General features: G+C 67.4%; 21 protein-coding genes. 14 read left to right on the forward strand and 7 right to left on the reverse strand.

The features are described from left to right. Complete coding sequence (locus FB464_RS14410) at positions 1-4,578, forward strand: type VII secretion EssC family protein (RefSeq protein ID WP_116413239.1); 4,578 nt, start codon at positions 1-3, stop codon at positions 4,576-4,578. A 214-nt stretch (positions 4,579-4,792) separates the two neighbouring features. Continuing rightward, positions 4,793-6,394, forward strand: a complete 1,602-nt coding sequence (locus FB464_RS14415) for a DUF4062 domain-containing protein (RefSeq protein WP_116413238.1) — start codon at positions 4,793-4,795, stop codon at positions 6,392-6,394. A gap of 47 nt (positions 6,395-6,441) precedes the next feature. Here FB464_RS14415 and FB464_RS20605 read toward each other — a convergent pair whose 3' ends face one another. Together FB464_RS20605 and FB464_RS14425 are read right to left on the reverse strand one after the other, a co-directional pair. Beyond that, positions 6,442-7,041: a metallophosphoesterase gene (locus FB464_RS20605; protein ID WP_116413237.1), complete on the reverse strand. Its 600-nt coding sequence runs from the start codon at positions 7,039-7,041 to the stop codon at positions 6,442-6,444. Next, a complete protein-coding gene (locus tag FB464_RS14425) occupies positions 7,038-7,766 on the reverse strand; it encodes a nucleotidyltransferase domain-containing protein (protein ID WP_170207466.1) in 729 nt (242 codons plus the stop codon). The genes FB464_RS20605 and FB464_RS14425 overlap by 4 nt, the downstream gene beginning before the upstream one ends. A 643-nt stretch (positions 7,767-8,409) precedes the next feature. Between FB464_RS14425 and FB464_RS14430 the strand changes: the two genes are divergently transcribed. Next, positions 8,410-9,096, forward strand: coding sequence for a hypothetical protein (locus FB464_RS14430; protein WP_116413235.1), 687 nt, complete (start codon positions 8,410-8,412; stop codon positions 9,094-9,096). 21 nt (positions 9,097-9,117) lie between these two features. Here the strand turns inward: FB464_RS14430 and FB464_RS14435 are convergent, their stop codons facing one another. Beyond that, complete coding sequence (locus tag FB464_RS14435) at positions 9,118-9,441, reverse strand: antibiotic biosynthesis monooxygenase family protein (RefSeq protein WP_116413234.1); 324 nt, start codon at positions 9,439-9,441, stop codon at positions 9,118-9,120. A gap of 147 nt (positions 9,442-9,588) precedes the next feature. On the opposite strand from FB464_RS14435, the gene FB464_RS14440 reads away from it, so the two are divergent. Continuing rightward, complete coding sequence (locus tag FB464_RS14440) at positions 9,589-9,795, forward strand: hypothetical protein (protein ID WP_116413233.1); 207 nt, start codon at positions 9,589-9,591, stop codon at positions 9,793-9,795. A 10-nt stretch (positions 9,796-9,805) separates the two neighbouring features. On the opposite strand, the gene FB464_RS14445 is transcribed toward FB464_RS14440, so the two are convergent. Next, positions 9,806-10,420, reverse strand: a complete 615-nt coding sequence (locus tag FB464_RS14445) for an acyl-CoA-like ligand-binding transcription factor (RefSeq protein WP_116413232.1) — start codon at positions 10,418-10,420, stop codon at positions 9,806-9,808. Between the two features lie 168 nt (positions 10,421-10,588). Here FB464_RS14445 and FB464_RS14450 point away from each other — a divergent pair, with 168 nt between their 5' ends. The 4 genes from FB464_RS14450 to FB464_RS14465 all read left to right on the forward strand — a co-directional run bounded on the left by FB464_RS14450 (position 10,589) and on the right by FB464_RS14465 (position 13,487). Further along, positions 10,589-11,338, forward strand: a complete 750-nt coding sequence (locus FB464_RS14450; protein ID WP_116413231.1) for an SDR family NAD(P)-dependent oxidoreductase — start codon at positions 10,589-10,591, stop codon at positions 11,336-11,338. 150 nt (positions 11,339-11,488) lie between these two features. Next, on the forward strand, positions 11,489-11,755 hold the full coding sequence (locus tag FB464_RS14455; protein ID WP_170151822.1) for a WXG100 family type VII secretion target: 267 nt from the start codon (positions 11,489-11,491) through the stop codon (positions 11,753-11,755). A gap of 112 nt (positions 11,756-11,867) precedes the next feature. Further along, positions 11,868-12,986, forward strand: a complete 1,119-nt coding sequence (locus tag FB464_RS14460) for a WXG100 family type VII secretion target (protein ID WP_116413229.1) — start codon at positions 11,868-11,870, stop codon at positions 12,984-12,986. A gap of 27 nt (positions 12,987-13,013) precedes the next feature. Further along, entirely contained in the window at positions 13,014-13,487 is a 474-nt protein-coding gene (locus FB464_RS14465; RefSeq protein WP_116413228.1) for a hypothetical protein, read from the forward strand. An 80-nt stretch (positions 13,488-13,567) separates the two neighbouring features. On the opposite strand, the gene FB464_RS14470 is transcribed toward FB464_RS14465, so the two are convergent. Further along, positions 13,568-14,797, reverse strand: coding sequence for a LacI family DNA-binding transcriptional regulator (locus tag FB464_RS14470; RefSeq protein WP_116413227.1), 1,230 nt, complete (start codon positions 14,795-14,797; stop codon positions 13,568-13,570). Positions 14,798-14,860: 63 nt separating this feature from the next. On the opposite strand from FB464_RS14470, the gene FB464_RS14475 reads away from it, so the two are divergent. Together FB464_RS14475 and nucS are read left to right on the forward strand one after the other, a co-directional pair. Then, entirely contained in the window at positions 14,861-16,132 is a 1,272-nt protein-coding gene (locus tag FB464_RS14475; protein ID WP_116413226.1) for an MFS transporter, read from the forward strand. Positions 16,133-16,152: 20 nt separating this feature from the next. Then, positions 16,153-16,848: an endonuclease NucS gene (gene nucS, locus FB464_RS14480; protein WP_116413225.1), complete on the forward strand. Its 696-nt coding sequence runs from the start codon at positions 16,153-16,155 to the stop codon at positions 16,846-16,848. 347 nt (positions 16,849-17,195) lie between these two features. Here the strand turns inward: nucS and FB464_RS14485 are convergent, their stop codons facing one another. Then, positions 17,196-18,377, reverse strand: coding sequence for an SLC13 family permease (locus FB464_RS14485; RefSeq protein ID WP_211327431.1), 1,182 nt, complete (start codon positions 18,375-18,377; stop codon positions 17,196-17,198). Between the two features lie 91 nt (positions 18,378-18,468). Between FB464_RS14485 and FB464_RS14490 the strand changes: the two genes are divergently transcribed. Both FB464_RS14490 and FB464_RS14495 read left to right on the forward strand, forming a co-directional pair. Then, positions 18,469-19,146 (forward strand): HAD hydrolase-like protein, encoded by a 678-nt coding sequence (locus tag FB464_RS14490; protein ID WP_116413223.1) that lies wholly within the window; start codon positions 18,469-18,471, stop codon positions 19,144-19,146. Between the two features lie 207 nt (positions 19,147-19,353). Next, entirely contained in the window at positions 19,354-20,022 is a 669-nt protein-coding gene (locus tag FB464_RS14495) for a peroxiredoxin-like family protein (protein ID WP_116413222.1), read from the forward strand. Positions 20,023-20,031: 9 nt separating this feature from the next. Here the strand turns inward: FB464_RS14495 and FB464_RS14500 are convergent, their stop codons facing one another. Continuing rightward, positions 20,032-21,024: a LacI family DNA-binding transcriptional regulator gene (locus tag FB464_RS14500; protein ID WP_116413221.1), complete on the reverse strand. Its 993-nt coding sequence runs from the start codon at positions 21,022-21,024 to the stop codon at positions 20,032-20,034. Positions 21,025-21,150: 126 nt separating this feature from the next. Between FB464_RS14500 and FB464_RS14505 the strand changes: the two genes are divergently transcribed. Together FB464_RS14505 and FB464_RS14510 are read left to right on the forward strand one after the other, a co-directional pair. Next, on the forward strand, positions 21,151-22,665 hold the full coding sequence (locus FB464_RS14505; protein WP_142206728.1) for a hypothetical protein: 1,515 nt from the start codon (positions 21,151-21,153) through the stop codon (positions 22,663-22,665). A 47-nt stretch (positions 22,666-22,712) separates the two neighbouring features. Next, complete coding sequence (locus FB464_RS14510; protein ID WP_116413219.1) at positions 22,713-25,835, forward strand: alpha-mannosidase; 3,123 nt, start codon at positions 22,713-22,715, stop codon at positions 25,833-25,835. Positions 25,836-25,970 lie beyond the last annotated feature (135 nt).

Consider the following 25,970-nt stretch of genomic DNA (forward strand, 5'->3'; position numbering starts at 1 on the left):
GTGCGAATCAAGATCACCCTGCAGCGCCCCGGTGGCAGCCGCGCCGACCTCGCCGTCACCGCCGACGCCACCACCCGGGTCAGCAACATCGCCGACGCACTGTTCGCGGCCGACCCGCAGAACGCCGCAGCAGCGGCAGCCGCAGCGGGCGCGGGCGGCAGCAGCACCCCCGCGGCAACCCGCCCGCGACTCACGCTCCAGGTCACCGGCCCGACCGGCGAGGCGCGCGTGCTCGACCCCGAGTCGAACCTCCTCGAATCCGGCTTCCGCTCCGGCTCCGTCGTCGAGCTCTGCCAGTTCAGCGAGAGCTTCCAGTCCGGCCAGGGGCGGGGGCCTGCCGCGGCGACCCTCCGCGTGCTGAGCGGCCCTGACGCAGGAGCCGAGTTCGAGCTGCCCTTCGGCTCCAGCCACATCGGCCGCGAGCGCGGCATCGACGTGCGCCTCAGCGACACCCTCGTCTCCAAGCGCCACGCCCGCATCAACATCGGCGAGAACGTCGAGATCATCGACCTGAACTCCGCGAACGGGCTGCTGATGGGCGGCGAGCAGGTCGCGCGCACGGTGCTCGGCCCGGCCGACGTCGTCGTGCTCGGCGACACGGCGGTGAGCGTCATCCCGTTGCAGCGTCTCGGGGGAGCCGCGCCATCCACGCCGGTCATCGAGTACAACCGTTCACCGCGGGTCGTCGCGCGCTACCCCGGCGCCGAGTACCCTGCGCCGGCCCCGCCCACCCGGCCGCAGCAGCAGCGCTTCCCGCTGATCGCACTCCTCGCGCCGCTGGTCATGGGCCTCGTGCTCTTCATCGTCACGCAGTCGATCCTGAGCGTCGTCTTCGTCGCCCTCAGCCCCCTGCTGATGATCGGCACGTATGTGGATCACCGCATCACCTCCCGGCGGCAGCTCCGCGACGCGATCAAGCAGTTCACGGCCTCCCTGAACGCCTACGTGACCAAGCTGCACGACCGCCAGCGCGTGCAGCGGGCCGTGCGGCTCACCGAGGCACCGGCCGTCGCGGACACCGTCGAGGCCGCCCTCCGCCTCGACTCCCCGCTCTGGACGCACCGGCCCGAACACGACGCTTTCCTGACCGTGCGGCTCGGCATCGGGCGCGCCTTCAGCCGTGACCGGGTCGGGCTGCCGTCGAACAACGACACCCTCCCCGAGTACTGGGCGCAGCTCGAGGAGGTCGCCGAGCAGTTCGCCGTGATCGACGACGTGCCTGTGGTGGTCGAACTGCGGAGCGCCGGGGCGCTCGGCGTCGCCGGCCCGGCCGAACTCCGGAGCGGCGTCGCCCGCTCGCTCGTCGCGCAGTTGGCCGGGCTGCACTCCCCCGCCGAGCTCGTCATCTGCGCCCTGGTGTCGCCGACCTCCCGCGCCGCCTGGGAGTGGCTGCAGTGGCTGCCGCACACCTCCTCCCCGCACAGCCCGCTGAGCGGGGACCACCTCACCGACAACGCCGGCAGCGGCCTCGCCCTCCTCGCCCGGCTCGAAGAACTCGTCGCCGCACGCACCCGCAACGCCGTCTCGCTCCGCGGCCCCGTCGGCGCGGGCGGCCCTGCAGGCGGTTCGGCCACCGGCGTCACGATCGGTTCCAGCCGTGCAGCCGGTGCGGCCACGGGCGGCCAGGCCAAGCAGGACGAACAACCCGCCCCGATCGTGCCGGCGGTCATCCTCGTCATCGAAGACGACGCCCCCATCGACCGCGGTCGGCTCACCCGGCTCGTCGAGCGCGGCGCCGACGCGAACATCCACATCGTCTGGTCGGCCCCCTCGATCGGCAGCCTGCCTGCCGCCTGCCGCAGTTTCGTCAGCATCGAGCAGTCCCCCGAAGGTGCGACGGCCGGCCAGGTGAGGCTCGGCGAGAACACCTTCCCTGTCGTCTGCGAGGTCGTCGACGCGGCCCTCGCCCACCGCTTCGCCAAACAGCTCGCCCCGGTCGTCGATGTCGGCGCTCCCATCGACGACGCCTCCGACCTCCCCCAGTCGATCTCGTACCTGGCGCTGGCGGGCACCGAGCTCGCCGAGGCTCCGGATGCCGTGCTCGACCGCTGGCGCGAGAACAACTCGATCAGCCGCCGTGACGGGTCCCCGCACATCCGTCGCTCGAAAGAGGGCAACCTCCGTGCGCTGGTGGGGCACACCGGCACCGAACCGTTCTATCTGGACATCCGCAGCCAGGGCCCGCACGCCCTCGTCGGCGGAACGACCGGCGCCGGCAAGAGCGAGTTCCTGCAGTCCTGGGTGCTCGGCATGGCCGCCGCCCACTCACCCGACCGCGCGACCTTCCTTTTCGTCGACTACAAGGGTGGCGCGGCCTTCGCCGACTGCGTGGGACTGCCGCACACCGTCGGCCTCGTGACCGACCTCTCGCCGCACCTCGTGCGCCGCGCGCTCACGTCGCTGCGGGCAGAGCTCCGCTACCGCGAGCACCTCCTCAACAGCAAGAAGGCCAAGGACCTCGCCTCGCTCGAGAAGACCGGCGACCCGGATGCCCCGCCGAGCCTCCTCATCGTCGTCGACGAGTTCGCCGCCCTCGTCAACGAGGTGCCCGAATTCGTCGACGGCGTCGTGGATGTCGCGCAGCGAGGTCGCTCGCTGGGGCTCCACCTCATCCTCGCGACGCAACGCCCGGCCGGCGTGATCAAGGACAACCTGCGCGCCAACACCAACCTCCGCATCGCCCTCCGGATGGCTGACGCCGACGACTCCAGCGACATCCTCGGCAACCCGAGTGCCGCGTACTTCGACCAGTCCATCCCCGGGCGCGGGGCTGCGAAGACCGGGCCCGGCCGCATCGCTGCCTTCCAGACGGGCTACGCCGGCGGCTGGACCACAGACGAGCCCCCCGTTCCCCGCATCGACATCGTCGAGATGAACTTCGGATCCGGTGTCGCGTGGGAGGCCCCCGTGCCCGAAGACGCCGCCCCCCTCACCGACCAGGGGCCGAACGACATCGCGAGGCTCGTCACGTCGATCACCGCCGCCTCCGCTCTCGCGCGCATCCCCGAGCCCCGGAAGCCCTGGCTCGACGAACTGGCCCCGCTCTACGACTTCTCGCTGCTGCCGAACCCGCGCACCGACGAGCGTCTGCTGCTCGGCGTGATCGACGAGCCCGAGAACCAGGCCCAGCCGACCGTCTTCTACGAGCCCGACCGCGACGGCAACATGGCCGTCTACGGCACCGGTGGATCAGGCAAGAGCGCGACCCTCCGGAGCATCGCCGTCGCCGCCGCCGTCACCCCCCGCGGCGGACCCGTTCACGTCTACGGTCTCGATTTCGGCTCCAGCGGCCTCGCGATGCTCGAAGAACTGCCGCACGTCGGCGCCATCATCGCGGGAGACGACCAGGAACGCGTCATCCGCCTGCTCCGGATGCTGCGCGACCTGGTGGATGACCGGTCCACCCGGTATGCGGCGGTACGGGCCGGCTCGATCGGGGAGTACCGCGCCATGGCGTCGGAGCCCTCCGCCGCGTCGGAGCCGCGCATCCTCGTGCTCGTCGACGGGATCGGTGCGTTCCGCGAACAGTACGAGTTCGGCGGCCACTCCGCCTGGTTCACGGTGTTCTCGCAGATCGCCACCGACGGACGCCAGGTCGGCGTGCACATCGTCGTCGCCGGCGACCGCCCGAACGCCGTGCCCGCCTCGCTCGGCTCGACCATCCAGCGCCGCATCGTGCTCCGGATGGCGAACGACGACGACTACTCGCTGGTCGGGGCGCCCAAAGACGCTCTCTCCGCCGTCTCCCCACCCGGTCGCGGCCTGATGGGCGGCAACGAAGTGCAGATCGCCGTCCTCGGCGGCGACTCCAACATCGCCGTGCAGGCCCGGCAGATCGCCCGGCTCGCCGACTCGATGCGCCGCCAGGGTGTCACCCCCGCGACGCCCGTCGGGCGCCTCGCCGACGCGGTGTCGCTCTCAGAACTGCCGGTGCTCGCCGGGTCGGGCGCATCCGGCCACCCCACTCTCGGCCTCCGCGACGAGGACCTCGCCCCGTTCGGCGTGGCCCAGCGCGGCGGGTTCCTCGTCGCGGGCTCCACCGGCAGCGGCCGATCGAATGCCCTCGCGACCATCGCCACGGCCATCCACCGCGCCCGCCCCGCGGTCAGGCTCGTGCACGTCTCGCCCCGCCCGACCACCCTGACGAAGCTGCCGTTCTGGGCGCTGTCGATCTCCGACCCCGCGCAGCTCACCGCGTTCGCCGACGACGTGGCCGCCCAGCTCGACGCCGGCACCCTCGCGCCCACCGACTTCGTGCTCGTGTTCGAGAACATCGGCGAGCTCAACGGATCCCCCCTCGAAACCGACGTCGACCGCCTCGTGAAACGGGCCCTCCGCGACGACGTCTTCGTCATCGGCGAGAGCGAATCCTCCACCTGGTCGGGCGCCTGGACCCTCGCCGGCCCCTTCAAGACCGCCAAACGGGGCCTGCTGCTCGTGCCCGGCGAACTCGACGGGGACTCCCTGCTCGGCACTTCGCTCGGGCGCTTCAAGCGCACGGACTTCCCGCCGGGGCGCGGCTTCCTCGTGCAGCAGGGCCGCGTCACGAAAGTGCAGATCGCCCTCGCGAACGCCTGACCGCCCCTGCCGCCGCCTGCCGAGAACGGTGCGCTTTGGCCACCACACTCGAAGCGGGCTGGCTCGGAGCCAGCCCAACGGCATCTGAGCGACCAATCGAGTCGAATACTCCTCTTTGGCAGGTTTCGTGAGCTAATCAGTGCTTACGACCCGGACTGGACTCACAATCGGTAGTGACGAGACAGCGGAACTCCCGGTCCCCTACAGTCGACGTATGGGGCGGAAATTGATCGGCAGACGTATTTTCGTTGCCTCGCCGGGAGACGTTGCTGATGAGCGCAAGTTGGTGAGCCAAATTGTCGACGAGTTTAACTCCACGGAAGGCTTCAACCAGGGGACGGCATATTTTGTCCGAGGTTGGGAGCATCTCAGCGGGACTGTACAACGCCCGCAGGAAGCAATCAATGAACTAGTTCTGCGTGACTGTGACTATCTCATTGTTATCCTCGGATCGCGCTGGGGAACTCCGCCTCAAGTTGGCGGGGGATATGACTCCGGCACTGAAGAAGAATTCTTTGAGGCGCTACGCCTTCTCGCTGACATCAAAGCGCCGATGAGAGACATGCTCGTCATGTTCAAGGATCAAGGCATCAAGCCGGATTCCACCGCCCAGAGCAAGAAGGTTGATGAGTTTCGCGACCGGCTCGAACGAAGCCGTCAAATCCTGTTCAACGTGTTTGACAATGAATTCGCATTTGCTGGCTTTGTCCGAGGAGCACTTCAGAACTGGGCGCCTCAAGACATCGCCCCATTTGCTCGAGAGGTAACTTTGCCTGAACCCTCTTCTTTGCCCGAAATATCTGGCGATCGCCAGCCGAGGGAACTCCTGGACATAGCGCAATCCAAGTTAAACAGTGGATTGGTGGTGCAAGCCGAGCGGCTCTTCGACGCTGCGATTGCAGACGGAGATCCTGACAGTCTTGCTGCTTACGCAAAGTTTATGAGACGAGCAGGCCGTTACGAGCGATCTGAAGAGCTCAACAATCTCATTCTTACAAGTCCCAGCATAGCTGATGGACTTGACAACGAGTCCGCGTCTCGAAGAGCAATGGCACTTGCGGGTATTGGAATCGTGAAGCGCAAACTTGGTGAGCTCGGGGCTTCCAAAGCGGCGCTTGAAGAAGCGGTTGGGGAAGCGCAAAAGTCAGGCTCCGCCTCTACCGAGGCTTACGTGATCGACAACCTCTCTCACACACTCCGACAACTCGGGGATGTAGCTGGCGCTCAGAGGTCTCTCGATCGCTCAGAGGTACTTCGTGATGACAACGCCCTCGAAGTTGACACGATGACGCTTGTAAATGAGGCGCGGGAAAAGCTGCGATCCCGAGATCGCAAGGAGTCACTGAGGTTGATCGAAGCGGTTCTCAGCAGGTTCGAGCCGGATCAAGATCCGGCAATGTTCGCCTCTGCAAAGGCGGTAGAGGCGCGAGCTCTGTTCGAACTTGGAAACTATGAAGCATGTATTGTCTCCGCCGGCGAAAGTTTGACGTCGAACGAGAAGGTGAAGAACGATGATGGCGCCGCAATTTGCGAGTCACTAATCTCCCGTGCTTATTTGTCTCTCGGAGACAAACGTCAGGCCCGTACCTATGCTGACAGGAGTCAGCAGCGCGGGATCAAATCTGGCAACCGGACCGGAGAAGCTTCCGGATACTGGAACTTGGCGCAAATAGCCGCAGCGGAGGATGATCTGACAGAAGCCGCTGAGCTGACCGAGTCGGCCCTGCGAGTTGCTAGAGATGGAGCGAACAAACCACTAGAAACAGCCATCGCTCACTGGTTCGAAGCCTACATTGACCAGAAGAACCGTACATAAGGTGCTGCGGCGGCGAATGGATTAGGTATTCCACCGAGAGCAGGAAATTAAAGCCAGGCGTCTGATTGCCACCATTCTTGTGTGGGCCACACGAAGCACGTCAGGCGCCCACCTGCGACTGTCCCGCAGCCCGTGTCGATTAGTGCGGAGGTCTCAGATATTTTCGGGATTAACTCTGCCTGTGTGATGTGCCCAGAAACGACGAATGCACCACTGTCTGGCGCCAACCTTGCGTCATGAACTGCTACTAAACCCCGCTCGAAGTAAGCCGGTTTAAGTGATCGGAGAAAGGATCTGTGCGACTCAGGCACGTCAGCGCGGAATCGTTTGATCGAATTCGAAAATGGGGGAGTGAGATATGACCGAATCGTCTTCGCCCCGCCCATCTTGAGGAAATCGTCTATCTCTCCGTCGCCATCCAAGGCCTTCAAAAAAGCCAAATCATGATTTCCCTGCAAGAAAGTGGTTCGGGCCGGAAATCGCGCCTGAAGTTGTACCAGCTCTTCTATAACCAACCTAGAGTCCATCCCCCGGTCGACATAGTCCCCGAGAAATACTATGTGGTCGGTCGTCAACAACGCCTGTCGAATGACGCTTCGCAACTCGATGATGCATCCATGAATGTCACCGATAAACGCAGTCTTCAAAGGATCACCCTTGGAATGATCGTGTAGGGGGAGCCGTCGTGGTTACCAAGAATCAGGATCGCCGCATCTCCCAAGTCAGTGTCATCGAACTCTACGATGACGTCAGTCAGAGTTTCGGCGGCGAGCGACTCGATTTCTCCCGACAAAGTCTCAATCCTGACCCTTAGTTCGTACAGCAATTCTGGCGTCGGAGGCCCTTGGACGTCAGAGTGCGACGACAGTAATTTGATGAGATCGGGGTCTTTAAAACGTCCCGCAAGCTCTGCAACCGAAAAACACGGAGAGCCAGTTTCGAAGGCTCTCGCGTAAGTTGCTGTCCGAAGTACGTATCTCGCGTGCCGCACAAACCCATCGAGTCTAAAGTGCTGTTCGTCAATGGGGAGGGTGAGCAGTTTGGCCAAGTTCCGTACGCGACTCCAAAGCCGTTCGAGATCGATGCCACCAAACGTCGCCAGTTGATCGATAACGACACCGTCACTGTCATGTAGGACGACGGCGTCCCGTGCCAAATGAGCTCCAAAAAGGGTGTGTATCGCAGTGGCAAATTGTTCAAGATCATACGTGGAGAGATTTGCTCGTCCCGATGCGATTGTCGATCCAGGATGCTGACTCACAGCCAGAAGGTCGATGTCCGACGATGCGGTGTAGTCCCCCCTCGCATAGCTGCCGTACAGGATTACTCCGACCGCGCGAGTCGGCAACGCGACGACAATCTCCTCTACCACCTCGTCGGGTAGGTTACGAACACGCAGAGCGTTGCGTACTGCAGATTCGGAAATCAGCCTCGGAGAACCAAATTGCTCCATCAAATCACGCCCCCCTTGTTCTGTCTCTGCCGCACTGATGCACCGCACCGAGGGGGCTAAGCGGGTTAACTGATTGGATGAGACCAATCAGGCGCCAGCCGGTCAAAGGCCCAACACCGTCCCGTGGATTTCAGTCCAGCTTGCCACAAGGGAGCTCGAAACCAGCGACGTCGGATTTCGTTTTTGAGGCAAGCGACGATTCAAATTGAGCCAAAAAGCGGGTCGGGGATGGCCGCGGACGGGTTGTGCGAACCCGTAACGCACTGACGCGATCCGCAATTCCGATGAGGGATCGCGGTGACCCGTGGCGCGATACCCGGTCGTGACCAGAAAGCGGCCGACGACTCGCAATCAAGAGACCGAAAACCTCGCGACTCGAGCTTGTTCGGCCGACCGTAAATCGAGAGCGTCGTTTCGTATATCTGTTCACGATGATCCTCATTGACGAAAATTAGCCCTAGCCTTGAGGCGAGCGGGCTGATCGTGATGCGATCAACTATCATGATTCCCAAAAGCGATAAGTCTTCACCAATTAGGCGCGTTGTCTGGGTACGTTGGTGGCATGCACTTCGTCGACCGCGACCCCATGGATGCACCCCCGCCCGAGACCGCCGACGCCGCGGCCGCGCGGTTCGGGGTGCCGCTGATGGGCTTCGCGAGGCAGGCGTCACTCACCGAGTTCGGGGTCTCGACGGTCGGATCGTCTTCGAACGGCGGGCCGACGTCGCTCGACTCGGTCGCCCTCAGCTACACCGTCTGGCGGAATCCGGCCGATCCTGCCGACCCGGTGAACCTCGCGGACCTCACCGATGCCCTGCGCGAGTCCCTCGACGCTGAGCCGATCAAACCGCTGCCACCCTGGATGCTCGAACTCCGCCGGCTGATGCACTACCCGGCGCTCTGGGAGGGCACGCTGACGACGCGGATGCCCGCAGCCGCCGGCCAGACCCCGGAAGCGGTTCTCGTGGCGCACGCCAACCACATCCTGACCAACACCTTCCGCGACGAACGGGTCGTCGGCGCCTTCCCGGGGCAGCTGGACTCTCCCGTCGAGCAGCGCCACATCCGGCCGACAAGCGTGCGAATCGACGGCGTCGACGTTCCGGGCCTCGGCATCGACACCGACCCGCACGTCTACGCTGTCGGGGCCGACCTCGGAGACAGGATGCTGACGGCTGTCGTCGCTCGCGACCACCTCCCGTACGTCACCCTCGCCTTCGAGACGCGCCGCCCGCGCGACGCTGCGTGAGCGCGGACGGCCGAGCCGCCGTCAGCGCGAGCCGCCGGCGACCTCGTAGCTCCAGAGTTCGCTGCTGACACCGACATGGGCGGGCGCAGGCTTGCCTTCACGCTCCGCTTCGCTCCGGTGCCCGTGGCTGAAGGCGGGGGAGCTCACCCAGGCCTGGAAGGACTCCTCATCGCTCCACTGGGTGACGACGAGCCAGGTGGTGCGATCATCCACCGGCTTCAGCAGTTCGAAGCCCTCGAAGCCGGCCTGTCCGTCGACTGCCCCGGCGCGGGCGGCGAACCGGTGGGCGAGCTCGTCGCCGCTGTCGGCTGCCACGGTGATGGCGTTGATCTTGATGACCGTCATGAGTCGTTCGTCCTCTGCTCTGCGTCGGCGCGGTCTGCGCCGAAGACCATCGTGGCAGCGTCCGCTGCGAATCCCCCGCGTCCCGGGTCGACCTGTACAGCGTTCCGCGCGCGGACTAGCGTTGAACAGAAGCCTGAGGAGGCTCTCATGATGATGTTCTGGTTCACCGTCGGTTTCGCGGCACTTCTCGTCCTGATGTCGGTTCTGCTGATCATCCGCCAGCACCGGTCCAAGGACTTCCAGGAGAAACTCGACCCGCACGATCTGCCCCGTCAGAAGGACGCTCTGAGCCGGGAGTTCGATGCCGGCATCCACCGGGGCGGCGGCAACGGCGCCGGCCCTGGCGGCTTCTGACTCGGGAGCTTCAGCGCGGGAGCAGTATGCCGAGCGCCGCCCCGACCTCGGCGAGGTTCCGGTCGAGAGAGCGCAGAAGTTCCTCCCGACCGTCGTCGGTGTTCCGGGGGTCGCGGAGCACGGACAGGAAGACGCCCTGGAAGGCCCCGGCGATCGCCATCGGCACCGCGCCGGCCTCGACCTGACCGCAACGGGCCGAGACGAACCGGGCGAGCACGAGCTTCCACAGCTCCCAGTGCTCGTGTGCTTCGGCACGCAGGTCGGAGGTGCCATCGAGCAGCTGGAAGCGTTCGAGCCAGACCTCACTGGAGCGCACTGCGGAGAGGGTCGAGGTGACGACGGCGTACCGCAGAGCATCCATGGTCCCCACAGAGGGAGCCTGGCTGTCGACCGCTGCCTGCAGACCGGCGATCGTGGCGTCGAACGCCGCCCAGATGACGCCTGGCTTGGAACCGAAGTAGCGGAAGAACGTGGTGCGACTGATTCCGGATGCCGTCGCGATGTCATCGACGTTGACCCCGTCGTACCCGTTCCGCAGCATCAGCGTGAGTGCGATCTGTTCGACGTCTGCCCGCGAAGCCGCGGGCGGTCGTCCCGGGCTGCGGGGAGCACCGTCGGTCGTCATGCCCCCAATCTAGGCGCGACGAGCGAACAGGGCGCCATTGGAGGCCGCTTCACAGCATTGTGGTACTGAGGCCCACTATGCTGAAAGGTGCCGACAGGACCCCATGAGGGCCGCTACCGACTCGGTTCCGCACAGGGTGGTGCCGACAGATCCAAGGAGAATCCCGACATGGGAAAGCTAGACGGCAGAGTTGCAATCATCACCGGCGGAGCACAGGGAATGGGCGAGGCGCACGTTCGGCGCTTCGTCACGGAGGGCGCAAAAGTGGCGCTCACCGATCTGAACGAGGAGCGCGGCCAGAAGATCGCTGAAGAACTCGGCGAGAACGTCTTCTACGTCAAGCACGACGTCACCTCGCTCAGCGAATGGAAGCGCGTCGTTGCGGAGGTCGAGGAACACTTCGGCGACCCGGTGACCGTTCTCGTCAACAATGCGGGCATCATCGGCCCGGTCGTTCCGACCGTCGAGTTCGACGAGGAGGACTACCTCAAGGTCGTCGCCGTCAACCAGCACTCGCAGTTCTACGGCATGAAGACGGTCATCCCCTCGATGCAGAAAGCGGGCGGCGGCACGATCGTCAACATCTCGTCGACCGCTGGCATGGTTTCGATCGTCGGGGCGCCGAACCTCGCTTATGTGGGAAGCAAGTTCGCCTCCCGCGGCATGACCAAGCATGTCGCCGTGCAGTACGGTCCCGACAACATCCGCGTCAACTCGGTGCACCCGGGCTACATCAAGACCCCCATGATGGCGGCGGCGACGGATGCCGACGGCGGCGGTATCGCTGCGATGGTACCGATCCGACGCATGGCCGAAGCGGATGAGGTCTCGAAGCTGGTGCTGTTCCTGGCGTCTGAGGACTCGTCGTACATCAGCGGCATGGAGCACGTCATCGACGGCGGCCTCACCGCGTCCTAGACAGCCGCCGGGGGGCGGGACCCCCCGATGGGGAGTTCTCCCCATCGACCAGACGGCCTCACGCCCATACTGTTGAAACGTGAGAGAAAAACCTCACAGGATTCAGGGGGAACCGGAGTTTCCGGTCTCACGCTAACAAAGGAGAGAAAAATGGCCGTATGGGGTCTCGACGTCGAGCAGGTTCGTTCACTCAGCAAGCAGCTCAACACTCAGTCGCAGCAGGTGCAGCAGATCCTCACCACGCTCACCAGCGCCCTGCAGAACGTGCAGTGGACGGGTCCTGACGCTGAGGGCTTCCGCAGCGAGTGGAACACCACCCACACCGCCGCGCTGAAGCAGGTCATCTCAGCTCTCGAAGACGCGTCGCAGAAGTCGGCGAAGAACGCTTCCGACCAGGAAGCAACGTCGAACGCGTAACACGCATCGGAGGCGGGGACCGATCGCTGGTCCCCGCCTTCGTCGTCTCCGGATTCGCTGAAGACACAGATTCGACAGACACAGATTCGATATGCACAGAGGAGTGGTTGGAATGGCCGGTGGTTTCTACGGAGCGGATATCGCGTCCCTCCGCACCCTTGCACAGCAGTTCGACACCGCCGCCACCCGTCTGGCGGGCCTGACGTCGACACTGACGACGAACGTGAACGCGACGCATGCCTGGCAGGGTCCGGATGCTGAAGGCTTCCGAAGCGACTGGAACGGCACTTACACCTCGACCCTGAAGGCCGCGATCCGGGCGCTCTCGGCGGGAAGCGCCGACCTGCTGCGGAACGCCGACGAACAGAACACGGCGTCCACCGATGGGGTCGGCGGGGCGGGCGGCTCCGGCTCCGGCGGCCCGGGCGGCACCGGATCGGGTTCAACGCCGGGCACCGGCCCCGGATCGGGCACCCCCTCTGTCACACTGCCGGGGGGCATCCACATCACCCCCGACAAGGTCACCTGGGGCACCACCGGCCCGATCAAGGGGGACGGTGCGGCCGGCGGCGGTTCGCTCTACATCCAGAACGGCGAGGGCCACGCCAATGCCGGGACCACCTACGGCCCGAACGGCGCCACCGATCACAGCGCCACCGCGGGCTGGGGCTGGGGTGTCGGTGGGGAGGCGCACGGCAACTTCCGCTCCGGAGACATCGTCGGCAGCGGCAGTGTCGACGAGTTCTACGGCGTCAAGGGGGACTCCGGTGCGCACGCCGGTGTCACGAAAGACGGCCAGTACTACGCGAATGCCGACGCCAGCGGCATGGTCGGCGCAGAGGCCAATGCCACGGGCGACGTGAAGCTCAACGAGTTCAGCAGCCTCGGCGGCAACGTCAACGCGCTCGCCGGCGCAGCGGTCGACGCGAATGCCGGCGGCACGATCGGCCCCCAGGGTGCGGGCGTCAACGCCGGCGGCGAGGCCTTCGCCGGTGCCAAGGTCGGTGCGGACGGCACGATCACCGTGGGCGGCATCAGCGAGAAGGTGGGCTACGAGGTCAGCACCGGGATCGGCGCCCACGCCAACGTCGACGCCGACGTCACCTGGGACAAGGTGCAACTCGGCTGGGATGCGGGTGTCACGTTCGGCATCGGCGGCGGCTTCTCTCAGGAACTCTCCTTCAGCCCGAAGGACATCGTCAAGAACGTCGGCGACGTCTTCGGCTTCTAGACCACACACGCGAGAAAGGCTCCACCCGTGACATCCACTCTCACCTTCCCCAGCGACTCGGCACCGGCGTTCCCGGCCCTCAGCCTCGAACTGCCCGAGAGCTGGGCCTCGTTCGGCACGGCCGGGGCGGTCATCGCCGCCGGACGCGCCGTGCCCTCGGGCGAGTTCCGCCCGAACGTCATCGTCGCGGTCTCCCGCTTCGGCGCCGGCTACACCCTCGAGCAGGCGACCGCCGAGGTCACCGCGCAGGTCTCCGCCATCGACGGTGTGGTCGAACTCGGCCGCGACACCCTGCCCGTGCTCGGTGGTGAGGGCTTCCGCATCGAATTCAGCTACACGGATGCCCGGGTCGGCACCCTCATGCAGGGTGTCCGCATCGCGGTGGTCGAGAACGGTCCGGTCGCCGACCTCGTGCAGATCACGGCGACGGCTACGGGCGAGCAGGCGACGACCCTCTGGGGTGAGCTCCGCGACATCCAGGCTTCCGCCGCCCGCGCCTGACCCCCCTCCCCTCCAACCTTAATCGAGTGGGCAGTTTGGGCCCTATAACGGTGATTTTGGGGCCCGAACTGCCCACTCGATCAGGTCGAGGTGGGAACCGGGGAGGTGGGGCGCGCGGTGGGGGGCGCTGTGGGGGGCGGGGCGGCGGTGGTGCCGGGGTGCAGGGTGCAGGCGAAGTGCACGTCGGGTGGATGCCCGCCGGCCAGCAGCTCGGTGACAGCGCGTCCGGCGGCCCGGCCCTTCTCCGTCGCGGGCTGCACCATCGTCGTCAGATCGTGGTCGCTGAGCCCCTCGATGCGGGCACCGTCGAACCCGACCACGGTGAGGTCGGCCGGCACCCTGAGCCCCAGGGACTCCGCCGCGCGGATCACCCCGACCGCGAGCAGGTCGCTCTGCGCGATGATCGCGGTCGGCCGGCCCCGCCTAGATGAGCCCGCACCGGCACCGGCACCGGCACCCACGGCCCCGCCTGAGCCGCCTGCCCCGCCCGCCACATCCGCACCGCCCAGCAGCAGCAGCCCCGCCGCGAACCCGTCATCGCTCGACGAGTTCGCCGCCACGTACCCCCCGAGCCCCGCGTACACCTCCCGCGCGCCCGCCAGCCGGTCCATCGACACGGCCGTCGTGGCATCGGCGACGATCTCGTCGGTCAGCGGGCGCAACTGCCGCAGGGCATCCATCGGCAGAGCGACGACCGCAACCTCCCGGTGCCCGAGGTCGTACACATGCTGCGCGAGCCGCGTCGATGCCTCACGATTGTCGAGGGCGACGCTCAGCACACCGTCGAAGTGCTGGGCCTCGATTGCCACCATGGGTACGTTCCGCTGCCGCATCACCTCGATCGACCGCGTCAGCCGTGGGCTGCAGCCGAGGAACACCGCTGCGTCGAAGACCGCGCTCTGGATGCTCGACTCACCGATCCCGGTCGACGTGAGCAGCAGCAGCCCTCCGTTCTCGTTGCCGAGCTCCTGCGAGATGCCATCGAGCACGGCGATCGTCATCGGGTCGCGGAACGAATGGATGACACGATCCTCGAGCACCACGCCGACGATCCCCGAGCGGCCCTGGCGGAGGGACCGGGCCCGCGGATCGGGACCGAAGTACCGCAGCTCAGCGGCGGCCTGCAGCACGCGGTCCCGGGTCGCAGTCGCGATCGAGCCGATGCCGCTGAACGCGATCGAGGCCGTCGAGACCGACACGCCCGCCCGCTTGGCGACGCCGGCGAGTGTGGAACGCGAAGGGTCTGGCGCCCCCGCCGACTCCCCGGAACGGGCACCGTCGACGGGGTGAGGTTGATTGTTTGCACTCACATCCCATAGCGTAGTCGTATCGCAATCGAATCGATTCGATCCCAGTCTTTTGCAAGGAATACCATGTCACCGTCAGCCGAGTACGGCCCCACGAACCTCGCCGTTCCCGTCACCTCCGGCGCGACATCCGCGAGCCTGAAGCCGTGGCGCAACGCCGTCTTCGTGATCTTCACGCTGAGCGGCCTGGCGATCTCCACGTGGGTCTCGCGCCTGCCTGCCGTGCGAGACGACCTGCGCCTCGACACCTCACAGGTGGGGCTGCTCATCCTCGGCCTCGCCGTCGGTGCGGTGCTCGGTCTCATCGCCTCGCAGCAGTTGCTGCACCTGCTCGGGCCGCGCGCCGGAATCGCGCTCTGCATGGTGCTCGTCGCGATCGGACTCGGCGGCATCGGCATCACCGCCACCTTCGTGCCCGAACTCGCCCTCGGCATGGTGTCGCTCGCCGTGCTCGGTTTCGGCAACGGCGCGATAGACGTGATGATGAACCTCGAGGGCGCGGCCGCCGAGCGGGCCATCGGGCGCACCCTCCTCCCCCTGATGCACGCCTTCTTCAGCCTCGGAACCGTTCTCGGCGCAGGGCTCGGAGCCGCGGCATCCGCCCTCGCCGTCCCCGTCATCTGGCACCTCGTCGTGATCGGGCTGCTCATCGCGCTCACCGGTATCGTCGTCGTGCGCTTCCTGCCCAAGCACGTCGAGACCGAGGCCGAAGTGTCGGGGGGCGCCCGTCCCAGACTCCCTTTCCGCGAGCGCCTCCGCGACAGTCTCGCCGTCTGGGCCGACACCCGGCTGCTGCTGATCGGCCTGATCATGCTCGGAATGGCCTTCGCCGAGGGCAGCGCCAACGACTGGATCGCCATCGCCACCGTCGACGGGCACCACCAGTCGAACACCACCGGCGCCATCGTCTTCGGCGTGTTCGTCGCGGCGATGACCGTCGGCCGGGTCGCCGGCGGCCCCGCGCTCGACCGCTTCGGACGCGTGCCGATCCTCCGCTGGTCGGCCCTGCTCGGCGCAGTCGGCCTGCTCGGGTTCATCCTCGCACCCAGTCTCTGGATGGCCGTGGTCGGCGCCGTGCTCTGGGGCCTCGGTGCCTCCCTCGGCTTCCCGGTAGGCATGTCGGCCGCCTCCGACGACCCCGAGAAGGCCACGGCGAGCGTCAGCGCTGTCGCGATGATCGGTTACATCGCCTTCCTCGCCGGCCCGCCGCTGATCGGATTCCTCGGACAGCACTTCGGCATCCTGAACGCCCTGTTCGTGATCCTGGCGCTGCTGATCGTCGCCGCCTTCGCCGCACCGGCTGCCCGCGAGCGCTCGGGCCGGTTCGCCCGCGCCTGACTCGCGCCTAAACTCGCTGTGTGCGACTTGTAACTGCCCGATGCGCTGTCGACTATGCCGGAAGACTGAGCGCCCACCTCCCCCTCGCAACCCGGTTGCTCATGCTGAAGAACGACGGCAGCATCCTCGTGCACAGCGACGGCGGCTCGTACAAACCACTCAACTGGATGAGCCCGCCCTGCACCCTGCAGATCATGGAACCCGACGACGAACAGCGGGATGCCGGCATCACCGAGCTCTGGAAAGTCACCCACGCGAAAACGGCCGATCTTCTCGTGGTCTCCATCCACGAAGTCTTCACCGACACGTCGCACGATCTCGGGGTCGACCCCGGGCTCGTGAAGGACGGCGTCGAAGCGCACCTCCAGAAACTCCTCGCCGAGCAGATCGAGCTGCTGGGCGAAGGCCATGTGCTGGTGCGGCGCGAATACATGACGGCGATCGGGCCGGTCGACATCCTCGCCCGCGACGCGAACGGCGCAGCGGTCGCCGTCGAACTGAAACGCCGCGGCGACATCGACGGCGTCGAGCAGCTCACCCGATACCTCGAGCTGATGAACCGCGACCCGCACCTCGCCCCCGTGACCGGCATCTTCGCCGCCCAGGAGATCAAGCCGCAAGCACGCACACTCGCGCACGACCGCGGAATCCGCACCCTGCTGCTCGACTACGACGCGATGCGCGGCCTCGACGACAGCGACTCGCGGCTGTTCTGAATATATTCGTGCGCCGCCGCCTCTGCGGCGCACCGTGGGGATACTTCGGGCACCAACGCTCGGCCCCTTCCAACGGTGGGGGCGACGTACACGCCGCCGCCCCCACCCGAGCCCGCTGCGCGCGGCACCGTCCCGCTCGACCCCGGCACGCACCGCCCCGCCCCGCTGCGCGCGGCACCGCCCCCACCCGAGCCCGCTGCGCGCGGCACCGTCCCGCTCGACCCCGGCACGCACCGCCACCTGACCCCTCGCGGAGTCGATTTGTGCCCTAAGACGGTGGGTTTGGGGCGGATTTCGACTCCCGGATGGTGCCAGCCCGGCTGAGGGCGACAGGGTTGGGGGCGGGGCTAGGGGGCGCCGGCACTCAGCCAGAGGGCGAGCACCGCGAGCGGCACCGTCACCAGCACCGCGACCAGGCCGGCGAGCATGAACCGACCCCAGCGGATCGAGATCCCCTGCGACACCACCTTCTGGTGCCAGAGGAGGGTCGCGAGCGACGCCCACGGGGTGACGAGCGGGCCGAGGTTCACCCCGATCAGCAGGGCGATCAGCCGCACCGGCGACCCGGCGGCGGGCTCCAGCACGAGGTAGGCCGGCAGGTTGTTGATGCCGTTCGCCGACACCACGCCGAGCCCTGCCAGCTGCAGCAGGTCGGTGAAGGAGGACCCCGATCCGGCGACCGCACCGACCACCGAACCCAGGCCGTGCACCTGCGCCGCCTCGACCAGCACGAACAGCCCCGCCGCAATGCCGACCGGCGCCCACGGGATCAGCCCCGGTCCGAGCGCAGACCGCCGCCGCAGGGCGAACGCCGCGACCAGCACCACCGCGCCCCCGGTCGCGGGAATCCAGACCGGCAGCCCCGACACCAGCAGCGGCAGCAGCACGACCACCACGACGGCTGACACGATGAGCAGCACCCGGTCGTCGATGGATGCCCGTTCCGGAACCCGGTACGTTCCGCGGAGCTGCCGGCGGAACAGCAGCGTCAGCAGCACGACGGGCACGATGATCCCCACCAGCGCGGGCGCCCACACGATGGACGCGAAACCGAACGGCGACGCCAGATCGACCGTCGAACCCGTCGGCGCCAGCCCCGCGATCTTCGTTGCAGCCAGCAGGTTCGTGAGGTTCGAGATCGGCAGCAGCAGCGACGCCGTGTTGGCCAACCACACCGTCGCGAGCGCGAAGGGAATGGGCGGTAGCCCGGCGTCGAGCGCGAGCAGCACCACGACGGGTGTGACGAGCACCGCCGTCGTGTCGAGCGAGAGGAAGATCGTGCTCAGCGTCGCCAGCACGATGACGAAGAGCCAGAGCATCCAGACCCGACGGCCGCCGCGCCGCGCGAGCCACCCGGAGAGCACGGAGAACAGCCCGGCGCCCGCCGCCAGCTCGGTCACGATCGTGATCGCGACGACGAAGCCGAGCACCGGCACGACCCGGTCGGCGAGGGCCGCGGTGTCCGGGCCGGGAAGTACGCCTGTGGTGATGACCACGAGTGCGGCTACGACGAGTGCGAGGCTCAGGATGCCCGTGGCCGACGGTCTCGCGCGCCGGGGACGGGGGGATGCAGTGGTCTCGATCAGGCGATTTTACACGCGCGCCCTAGAATGTCGTGCGATGACTCAAACACCCGCGTCACCCCAGAAACCGTGGTCGTGCATCCTCTTCGACCTCGACGGAACAATCACCGATTCGGCTCCCGGCATCATCGGCAGGCTCTCCCGTACGCTCGTCGCGCTCGGCCGACCCGTCCCCCCGCCCGCCGAATTGGTGCACTTCGTCGGGCCGCCGATCCTCCAGGGCTTCGAACTCGTCGCCGGCATGAACGAGGCGGAGGCGATCGAGGCCCTGCACATCTACCGCGGCCTGGCCGCGAGCGAAGGGCCGCAGGACGACGCGGTCACCTTCCCGGGCATGGTCGGGCTGGTGAAGTTCCTGCACAAGGGCGGCATCCCGCTGGCCATCACCACCTCGAAGTCGGAGGTGCAGGCGCACCGCATCCTCGAACATCTCGGGCTCGAGCATGCGTTCGTGGTCATCACGGGCGCGAGCGAAGACGAGACCCGGAGCGCCAAAGCCGACGTGATCGATGAGGCGCTGCTGCGACTGCGCGCCGCGAACGTCGACCTGTCGAACCTCGTGCTGGTGGGTGACCGGATCCATGACATGGAGGGCGCCGCCGAGCACGGCATCCCGCCGATCATGGTCGAGTGGGGTTACGGATCCCCGGCCGAGGCGGCCGGCGCCATCGCGGTGGTGCACTCGGTCGACCAGCTCCGCGCGCTGCTGATCTAGCCCCCACCGCACGCCCCCACATCAGCCCACCCCGCCCCGCTTCGCGCTCGGAGGGGACCCATATCGTCGTCCCGCCCTTCGGTTGGAGCGATATGCGTCCCTTCGCGCTGCGGAGGACAGGGGACAGGGACACGGGGACGCGGGCGGAGTGTGACGCCGCGTTACGGCGCACAGGATGCACGGCGGACGCCGACGTACTCTCAACCCATGTCGAACGCACCGAGCACCATCACAGCCCAGGTCACCGAGTTCAACGAGGGCTTCGAAGCCCAGATCGGGCCTGACCTCTCCGCCGTCTTCGCCGCCGAGCAGGCCGCCCTCATCGCGAGCGGAGTCCCCGCCGGCGCTGTCGCCGTGGGCGACACCGTACCCGACGCCGATCTCGTCACACCCGAGGGTGGCAGCACGTCGCTGTCGGCGGCGATCGGCGGGAGCCCTGCCGTGCTCGTGTTCTACCGCGGTGCCTGGTGCCCGTACTGCAACCTGACGCTGAAGACCTACCAGAAGGACCTGCTGCCGGCCCTCCGCGAGCAGGGCGTCGGCCTCATCGCGATCAGCCCGCAGACCCCGGACGGATCGCGCGCGGCGGTCGAGGGCGGCGAGCTCGAGTTCACGGTGCTCTCCGACGCCTCGAACGTGCTCGTGCGCCAGCTCGGCCTGCTCACCGAACCGAGTGCCGAAGCCCGCACCGCCCACACCGCCCTCGGCTTCGACGTGGCAGACAGCAACGCCGACGCGACCGGCGACATCCCGTTCCCGACGGTGCTCATCGTCGACGCCGACCGCACCGTGCGGTTCGCCGACGTGCACGTCGACTACACCACGCGCACTGAGGTTCCGGCGATCCTCGACGCTCTGGCGGGCATCCGCGTCTGACGACCCGCCTCAGCGGGGCGCCGCCACCAGCGTGCGCCCCGCGACCGGCGTGCAACCGAGAAGCACCTGCGCCTCGTGCTTCCCCGGCTCGGACAGCATCGATACCGCGATCCGCCCCATCTCGCGCCGGGGCAACTCGAATCCGGTGAGCCCGTCGGGTGCGTCGGGCGACCCCGACAGCGACACGAGCGAGAAGGCCGAAGGCACGGCCAACCCCTCGGAAGCGAGCGCAGCGGTCAGCTGCTCGACCTGCTCGTGCTGCTCGACGAACACCACGGTCGCCCCCGCCTCCCGGATGACGCGGATCCACTCGTGCGAGTCCCCGACGGGCGGCAGATGGATGCCCGCCCGGCCCGCCTGCGCATCGAACCCCTTCGCGCGGTCGACATACGACTCGACGCCACTGCCGTAACCGAGATAGACGAACCTCTCGTGGCCGAGGCTGCGCGCCCGGTCGACGAGCTCGCCCACCGCGTGTTCGTAGTCGGCCGCCACGTACGGCAGCGGCCCGCCGGCGTCGTCGCGCCGCCCGATCGACACGAACGGGAACCCGCTGCCCACCAGGAACTGCAGTTCCTCTGAGGGCATGTACTGCCCGAGCAGGATGCAGCAGTCGGCGAGCCGCAGCCGGGTCGCCCCCGCGCTCAGACCGAGGTTCCTGCCGCCGGCGCGACCGCTGGTGAGCAGCAGCAGGTCGTGGTCGAGCCGCTGCGCCTCCTCCTCGATTCCCGCGAGGAAGGGGTAGAAGAAGTCCTCCCGGTCGAGCGGGAAGAGTGCTTCGTAGGTGTAGACCCCGATCATCCGGTTGCCCATCTGCTTCAGACGGCGGGCGATCGGGTCGGCGACGTAGCCGGTCTCCCGGATGATCCGCAGCACCCGCGCGCGGGTCGCCTCCGGCACGCGGGCAAGGTTCTCGTCACGCTCGTTGAGCACGAAGGAGACGATCGTCTGGCTCACACCGGCCAGCCGCGCGATGTCCTTCTGGGTGATGCGGGAATTCATCGGACCGACCTCGATGTCGTTGGCGAAGTTGCTGGATAATAGGTATTACGTCTTGACGATCATACGCGGATGCCGCAGGGTTCGTAAGAGACAGAACCGACCATCCGTACCGAAGGACAGCACACCATGTCAAAGATGACAGAGCGTCGCGCAGAATCGAAGGCCCTGAAGGGCGCACCTCTCAGCGAGTTCGGCACAGGCCGCCGCAACTTCCTCGCGGGAGCAGCGATCGCCGCGGCGGGAGTGGTTGCGGCTGCAGCGCCGGCGCGCGCAGACGCGGCAACCCCCGACAACACCGGCACCGCGGCTGCGGCCGAAGCGGCGCGGAAGGGAGGCCCCCACCAGACCCCGATCACCGTCACGGAGGGCCCGATCTCCCCCCTCGACCCCGAGTTCAACTTCAACCAGACTCCCGGCGCCGACAACACGGCCGCCATCCAGGCCGCGATCACCAAGGCGATGACCGCCCCGGGTGGTGAGGTCGCCCTGCCCGCCGGTGAGCTCTACGTGTCCGGCCTCGCCGTCGACTACCGCGGAACGCCGACCCAGCCCTCGAATGGCCTGCCGTACGGCTACGCCGGCCCGAAGATCGTCGGTGCCGGGATGCGGAAGACCCGCATCATCCAGATCGCCGGTTCGACGAAGGACATCTTCACCGTCTGCGGCCAGGTCGACGACAAATCCGGCCCGGCGAACAACAACAAGGCCACGGGCGTGATGCTCGCCGACTTCGAGCTGACCGGTACGCCGGGCGGCGGCAACGGCCTCTACCTGCGGTCTCTGGTGAACTGCGAGTTCCGCAACCTCTGGATCCAGAAGACCGGCAAGTCGGGCATCTTCCGCGAGCGCGCCACGTTCGTCGGCGGCGTGAACGACGAATATTCGTACGCGAACGCGTGGAACAAGATCAAGATCGTCGCACCGGGCGGCTGGGGCGTCGAGGATTCGGGCCTCGCCTCGATCGGCGGCTCGATGACCAATGTCGAGGCGATCAGCCCCGGGCTCGGGGGCTTCCTGCTCGCACCGACGAACATGACCCTGCTCGACTGCCAGGCCATCGGCGGAACGGTCGGCCTGCAGTCGGTGCGCAACCAGAACCTCCGCTCGGTGAATTCAGGCCTGACCCTTCTGAACTTCCGTTCGGAGGGCTCCCGTGGGCCCTACGAGATCAAGATCGACGCCGGCATCAGCCACATGATTGTGAACCCCAACTTCTTCCCCACCTCCGGAGCGAGCTGCCTGGCGGTCGGTGTCGACAACCGCGGATCCGACTACTACGTGCGGAACCTCACGGTCGTGGGCGGCTACTTCGGTGTCATCCGGAGCCAGTTCCCGAACCAGAAGGCGATGGTGCTGGGTTCGGATGCCCGGTCCACCCGTTTCATCACACCGACAATCGAGCTCGGGGCCGGCGTCGACGACGAGTACGCGCTGGTCACCGACGGCGGGTACCGTTCCTCGTTCGACCTGCCCGGAACGACGTCGGTCGCCGCGCAGGGATACACGACGCAGAACCGCTTCGCCGACGCCGTCCCGACCCCGGCCGCCGGTGCGGTGAACGAGGGGTGGGAGAAGAATGGTGCAACGTGGCGGAAGGTGGCCGTGTTCCCCGACGGGCACCGCGTCGTCATCGCGTCGTAACGCACTCCCACACCCCAAGCATCCGGCACAGAGAGCACCCGCACCCCATGCACTTCAGCACCACCCAGATCCAGCAGCGTGTCGAACGGTTCCGCCGGGAGCGCATCCTGCCGGCGCTCCACCGCGCCACGGCACCTCTGAGCATCACCGCGTGGAACGTGCCCGACGAGCCGGTGCCGTTCAGCGGGATGCTCGAGCACCTCGGCGACTTCGAGCCGTTCGCGGTGGGCCGGCTCTGGGGCAAGCCCTGGGGAACGGTGTGGTTCCGGGTCACGGGGGAGATGCCGGCAGAATGGGCGGCCATCGAGGGCACACAGACCCAGCTCGTCGTCGACCTCGGTTACACGGGCGCGCAGTCCGGCTTCGAGGCGGAGGGAACGGTCTACACCGTCGACGGCCGCATCGTGAAGGCGGTCGAGCCGTTCAACAGGACGGTGCCGCTCGGCGCGGCGCAGACGATCGACCTGCTCATCGAAGCCGCCTCGAACCCGAACGTCACCGGCGACTGGTCGTTCGCCCCGACGCCCTACGGCGACAAGGCCACCGCGGGTGCCGAGCCCATCTACCGCCTGGCCCGCCTCGAACTGGGCCTGCTCGACGAGACCGTCTGGGAGCTCGAACAGGACTTCCGCACCCTCGTCGGTCTCGCCGCCCAACTGCCGGAGTCGTCGCAGCGCCAGGCCGAGATCATGGTGGCGCTCGACCGGGCCGTCGATGTGCTCGACCCCGAGGATGTCGCGGGCACGGCCGGCCTCGCCCGCGACATCCTCGCCGTGCCGCTCTCCAAGCCGGCCGGGGCGAGCGCCCACCACCTTCACGCGGTCGGCCACGCACACATCGACTCCGCCTGGCTCTGGCCGACGCGCGAGACCGTGCGGAAGGTGGCGCGAACCTTCTCGAATGTGTGCGACCTCATCGACGAGCATCCGGAATTCGTGTTCGCCGCCTCCTCGGCCCAGCAGTACGCCTGGCTGAAGGAGTTCTACCCCGAGCTCTTCGAGCGGGTGCGCGCGCGTGTCGCATCGGGCAACTTCGTGCCGGTCGGCGGCATGTGGGTCGAGTCCGACACCAACCTGCCGGGCGGCGAGGCGCTGGCCCGGCAGTTCGTCGAGGGCAAGGCGTTCTTCCTCGAGGAGTTCGGGGTCGACACCGAGGAGGTCTGGCTGCCCGACTCGTTCGGATACTCGGCCGCGCTCCCGCAGATCGCCGTCGCGGCCGGGGCCCGCTGGTTCCTGACGCAGAAGATCTCGTGGAACGAGACCAACGTGATGCCGCACCACACGTTCCACTGGGAAGGGATCGACGGCACCCAGATCTTCACGCACTTCCCCCCGGTCGACCTCTACAACTCGGATCTGTCGGGCGAAGACCTGGCGCGCGCCGAGCGCCAGTACGCCGAGAAGGGCCGAGGCACCATGTCGCTGGTGCCGTTCGGCTACGGCGACGGCGGCGGGGGACCCACCCGCGAGATGCTTGCCGCGGCGTCGCGGGCCGAAGATCTCGAGGGCTCCCCGACGGTCGAACTGTCGAGCCCACGACGGTTCTTCGAGGCCGCAGAGGCCGAATACCCGCAGCCGCCCGTGTGGTCGGGCGAGCTGTACCTCGAGTTCCACCGGGGCACCTACACCTCCCAGGCCCGCACCAAGCGCGGCAACCGGCGGAGCGAACACCTTCTCCGCGAGGCCGAGCTCTGGGCCAGCACGGCGACGGTACGCGTCGGTACGCCGTACCCGGTGGATGCCCTGCAGCAGTGCTGGCACACCGTGCTGCTGCAGCAGTTCCACGACGTGCTTCCGGGCACCTCGATCGCGTGGGTGCACCAGGAGGCCGAGCGGAACTACGCCCGCGTCGCCCGGGTGCTCGAGCAGATCATCCGCTCGTCGATCGAAGCCCTCGCCGGCTCCGGAACCGCGGAGTTGACCGTCAACGCCTCGCCGTTCGCCATCGACGGGGTGCCCGCTCTCGGCGGCTCGATGCTGCCCGCGCCGGTCGGTACGGTGGATGCCCGGGCCTCCGCCGACGGCTGGCTGCTCGACAACGGGGTTGTGCGGGTCGGTGTCGACGCGAACGGCCTCATCCGGTCGCTGTTCGACCTGCGGATCGGGCGTGAACTCGTTCCCGCCGGCACCGCCGCCAACCTGCTGCAACTGCACCGCGACACACCCAACAAGTGGGACGCGTGGGACATCGACGACCACTACCGGCACAACACGGTGGACCTCACCGAGGTCGATTCGGTCGAGCTCGTGGCTGCAGGTTCCGGCCCGGACTCCGGCCCCGGCCCCGGCTCGGCCTCGCTCCGCATCGCGCGCTCGTTCGGCTCGTCGACCATCGTGCAGACCCTGACCCTCCGGCCGGGAGCAGCGACCCTCGACATCGAGAACGTCATCGACTGGCACGAGCGGCAGAAACTGCTGAAGCTCGCCTTCCCCCTCGACCTGCACGCCGACCGGGCTGCCTCGGAGATCCAGTTCGGCCACATCTTCCGCTCCACCCACGCCAACACGTCGTGGGATGCGGCCCGCTTCGAGACCTCGGCGCACCGCTGGGTGCACGTCGGCGAGCGCGACTACGGCGTCGTCATCGCGAACGACTCGACGTACGGGCACGACATCGGCCGCACGCGCCCGCCCGCGTCATCCACCCCGCCCGCGTCGCCCGGGTCACCCGCGCAGCCGGGCTCCCGCGCGTCGGCCACCACGGTGCGCCTCTCACTCCTCCGCGCGCCCACCTTCCCCGACCCGGCAGCCGACCAGGGCCTCCACACCCTCAACGTCTCGGTCGGACTCGGCGCGAACATCCTCGACGCCGTCGAAGCCGGCTACCGCAGGAACCTCCCGCTCCGCACGTTCGAGGGGGTGGGTTCCCGGATGATCGAGCCACTCCTCACCGTGGACAACCCCGCGATCGTGGTCGAGGCCGTGAAGCTCGCCCGCGACGGCAGCGGTGACGTCGTCGTGCGGCTCTACGAGTCGACCGGATCCCGTTCCCGCGCCACCGTCACGGCCGGATTCGCCACCTCGGGCATCCACGAGACCGACCTGCTCGAACGTCCCGTGCCGCCCGTCGCCCTCGTGACGCCCGCCACTGCGGTCGGCGTCACCGACGTGCGCCTCGAGCTCCGTCCGTTCCAGCTGCTCACCCTCCGCTTCACTAGCCCCCGCCCCTGAAGACCCCCCCAAGCGGGCTCCAACCCCGCGTCCCCGTCGGCCCCATCCCCCCTCGGGAGGACGTCAGCAGATCCGACCCCGTATACGCCGAGGTTCGGCTGAGCTCCTCCCGGGCGGGACGTGGCACGGCGCAGC

This window comes from Subtercola boreus (assembly GCF_006716115.1).
In the GTDB taxonomy this organism is placed as follows: domain Bacteria; phylum Actinomycetota; class Actinomycetes; order Actinomycetales; family Microbacteriaceae; genus Subtercola; species Subtercola boreus.

What these genes read in the sequence shown, in the direction of transcription:
- FB464_RS14490 (WP_116413223.1), top strand. Translation starts at nt 18,469, where the DNA reads ATGACTCAAACACCCGCGTCACCCCAGAAACCGTGGTCGTGCATCCTC.
- FB464_RS14455 (WP_170151822.1), top strand. Translation starts at nt 11,489, where the DNA reads ATGGCCGTATGGGGTCTCGACGTCGAGCAGGTTCGTTCACTCAGCAAG.
- FB464_RS14415 (WP_116413238.1), top strand. Translation starts at nt 4,793, where the DNA reads ATGGGGCGGAAATTGATCGGCAGACGTATTTTCGTTGCCTCGCCGGGA.
- FB464_RS14475 (WP_116413226.1), top strand. Translation starts at nt 14,861, where the DNA reads ATGTCACCGTCAGCCGAGTACGGCCCCACGAACCTCGCCGTTCCCGTC.
- FB464_RS14445 (WP_116413232.1), bottom strand. Translation starts at nt 10,420, where the DNA reads ATGACGACCGACGGTGCTCCCCGCAGCCCGGGACGACCGCCCGCGGCT.
- FB464_RS14500 (WP_116413221.1), bottom strand. Translation starts at nt 21,024, where the DNA reads ATGAATTCCCGCATCACCCAGAAGGACATCGCGCGGCTGGCCGGTGTG.
- FB464_RS14510 (WP_116413219.1), top strand. Translation starts at nt 22,713, where the DNA reads ATGCACTTCAGCACCACCCAGATCCAGCAGCGTGTCGAACGGTTCCGC.
- FB464_RS14505 (WP_142206728.1), top strand. Translation starts at nt 21,151, where the DNA reads ATGTCAAAGATGACAGAGCGTCGCGCAGAATCGAAGGCCCTGAAGGGC.
- FB464_RS14450 (WP_116413231.1), top strand. Translation starts at nt 10,589, where the DNA reads ATGGGAAAGCTAGACGGCAGAGTTGCAATCATCACCGGCGGAGCACAG.
- FB464_RS14495 (WP_116413222.1), top strand. Translation starts at nt 19,354, where the DNA reads ATGTCGAACGCACCGAGCACCATCACAGCCCAGGTCACCGAGTTCAAC.
- FB464_RS14430 (WP_116413235.1), top strand. Translation starts at nt 8,410, where the DNA reads ATGCACTTCGTCGACCGCGACCCCATGGATGCACCCCCGCCCGAGACC.
- FB464_RS14435 (WP_116413234.1), bottom strand. Translation starts at nt 9,441, where the DNA reads ATGACGGTCATCAAGATCAACGCCATCACCGTGGCAGCCGACAGCGGC.
- FB464_RS14440 (WP_116413233.1), top strand. Translation starts at nt 9,589, where the DNA reads ATGATGATGTTCTGGTTCACCGTCGGTTTCGCGGCACTTCTCGTCCTG.
- FB464_RS14460 (WP_116413229.1), top strand. Translation starts at nt 11,868, where the DNA reads ATGGCCGGTGGTTTCTACGGAGCGGATATCGCGTCCCTCCGCACCCTT.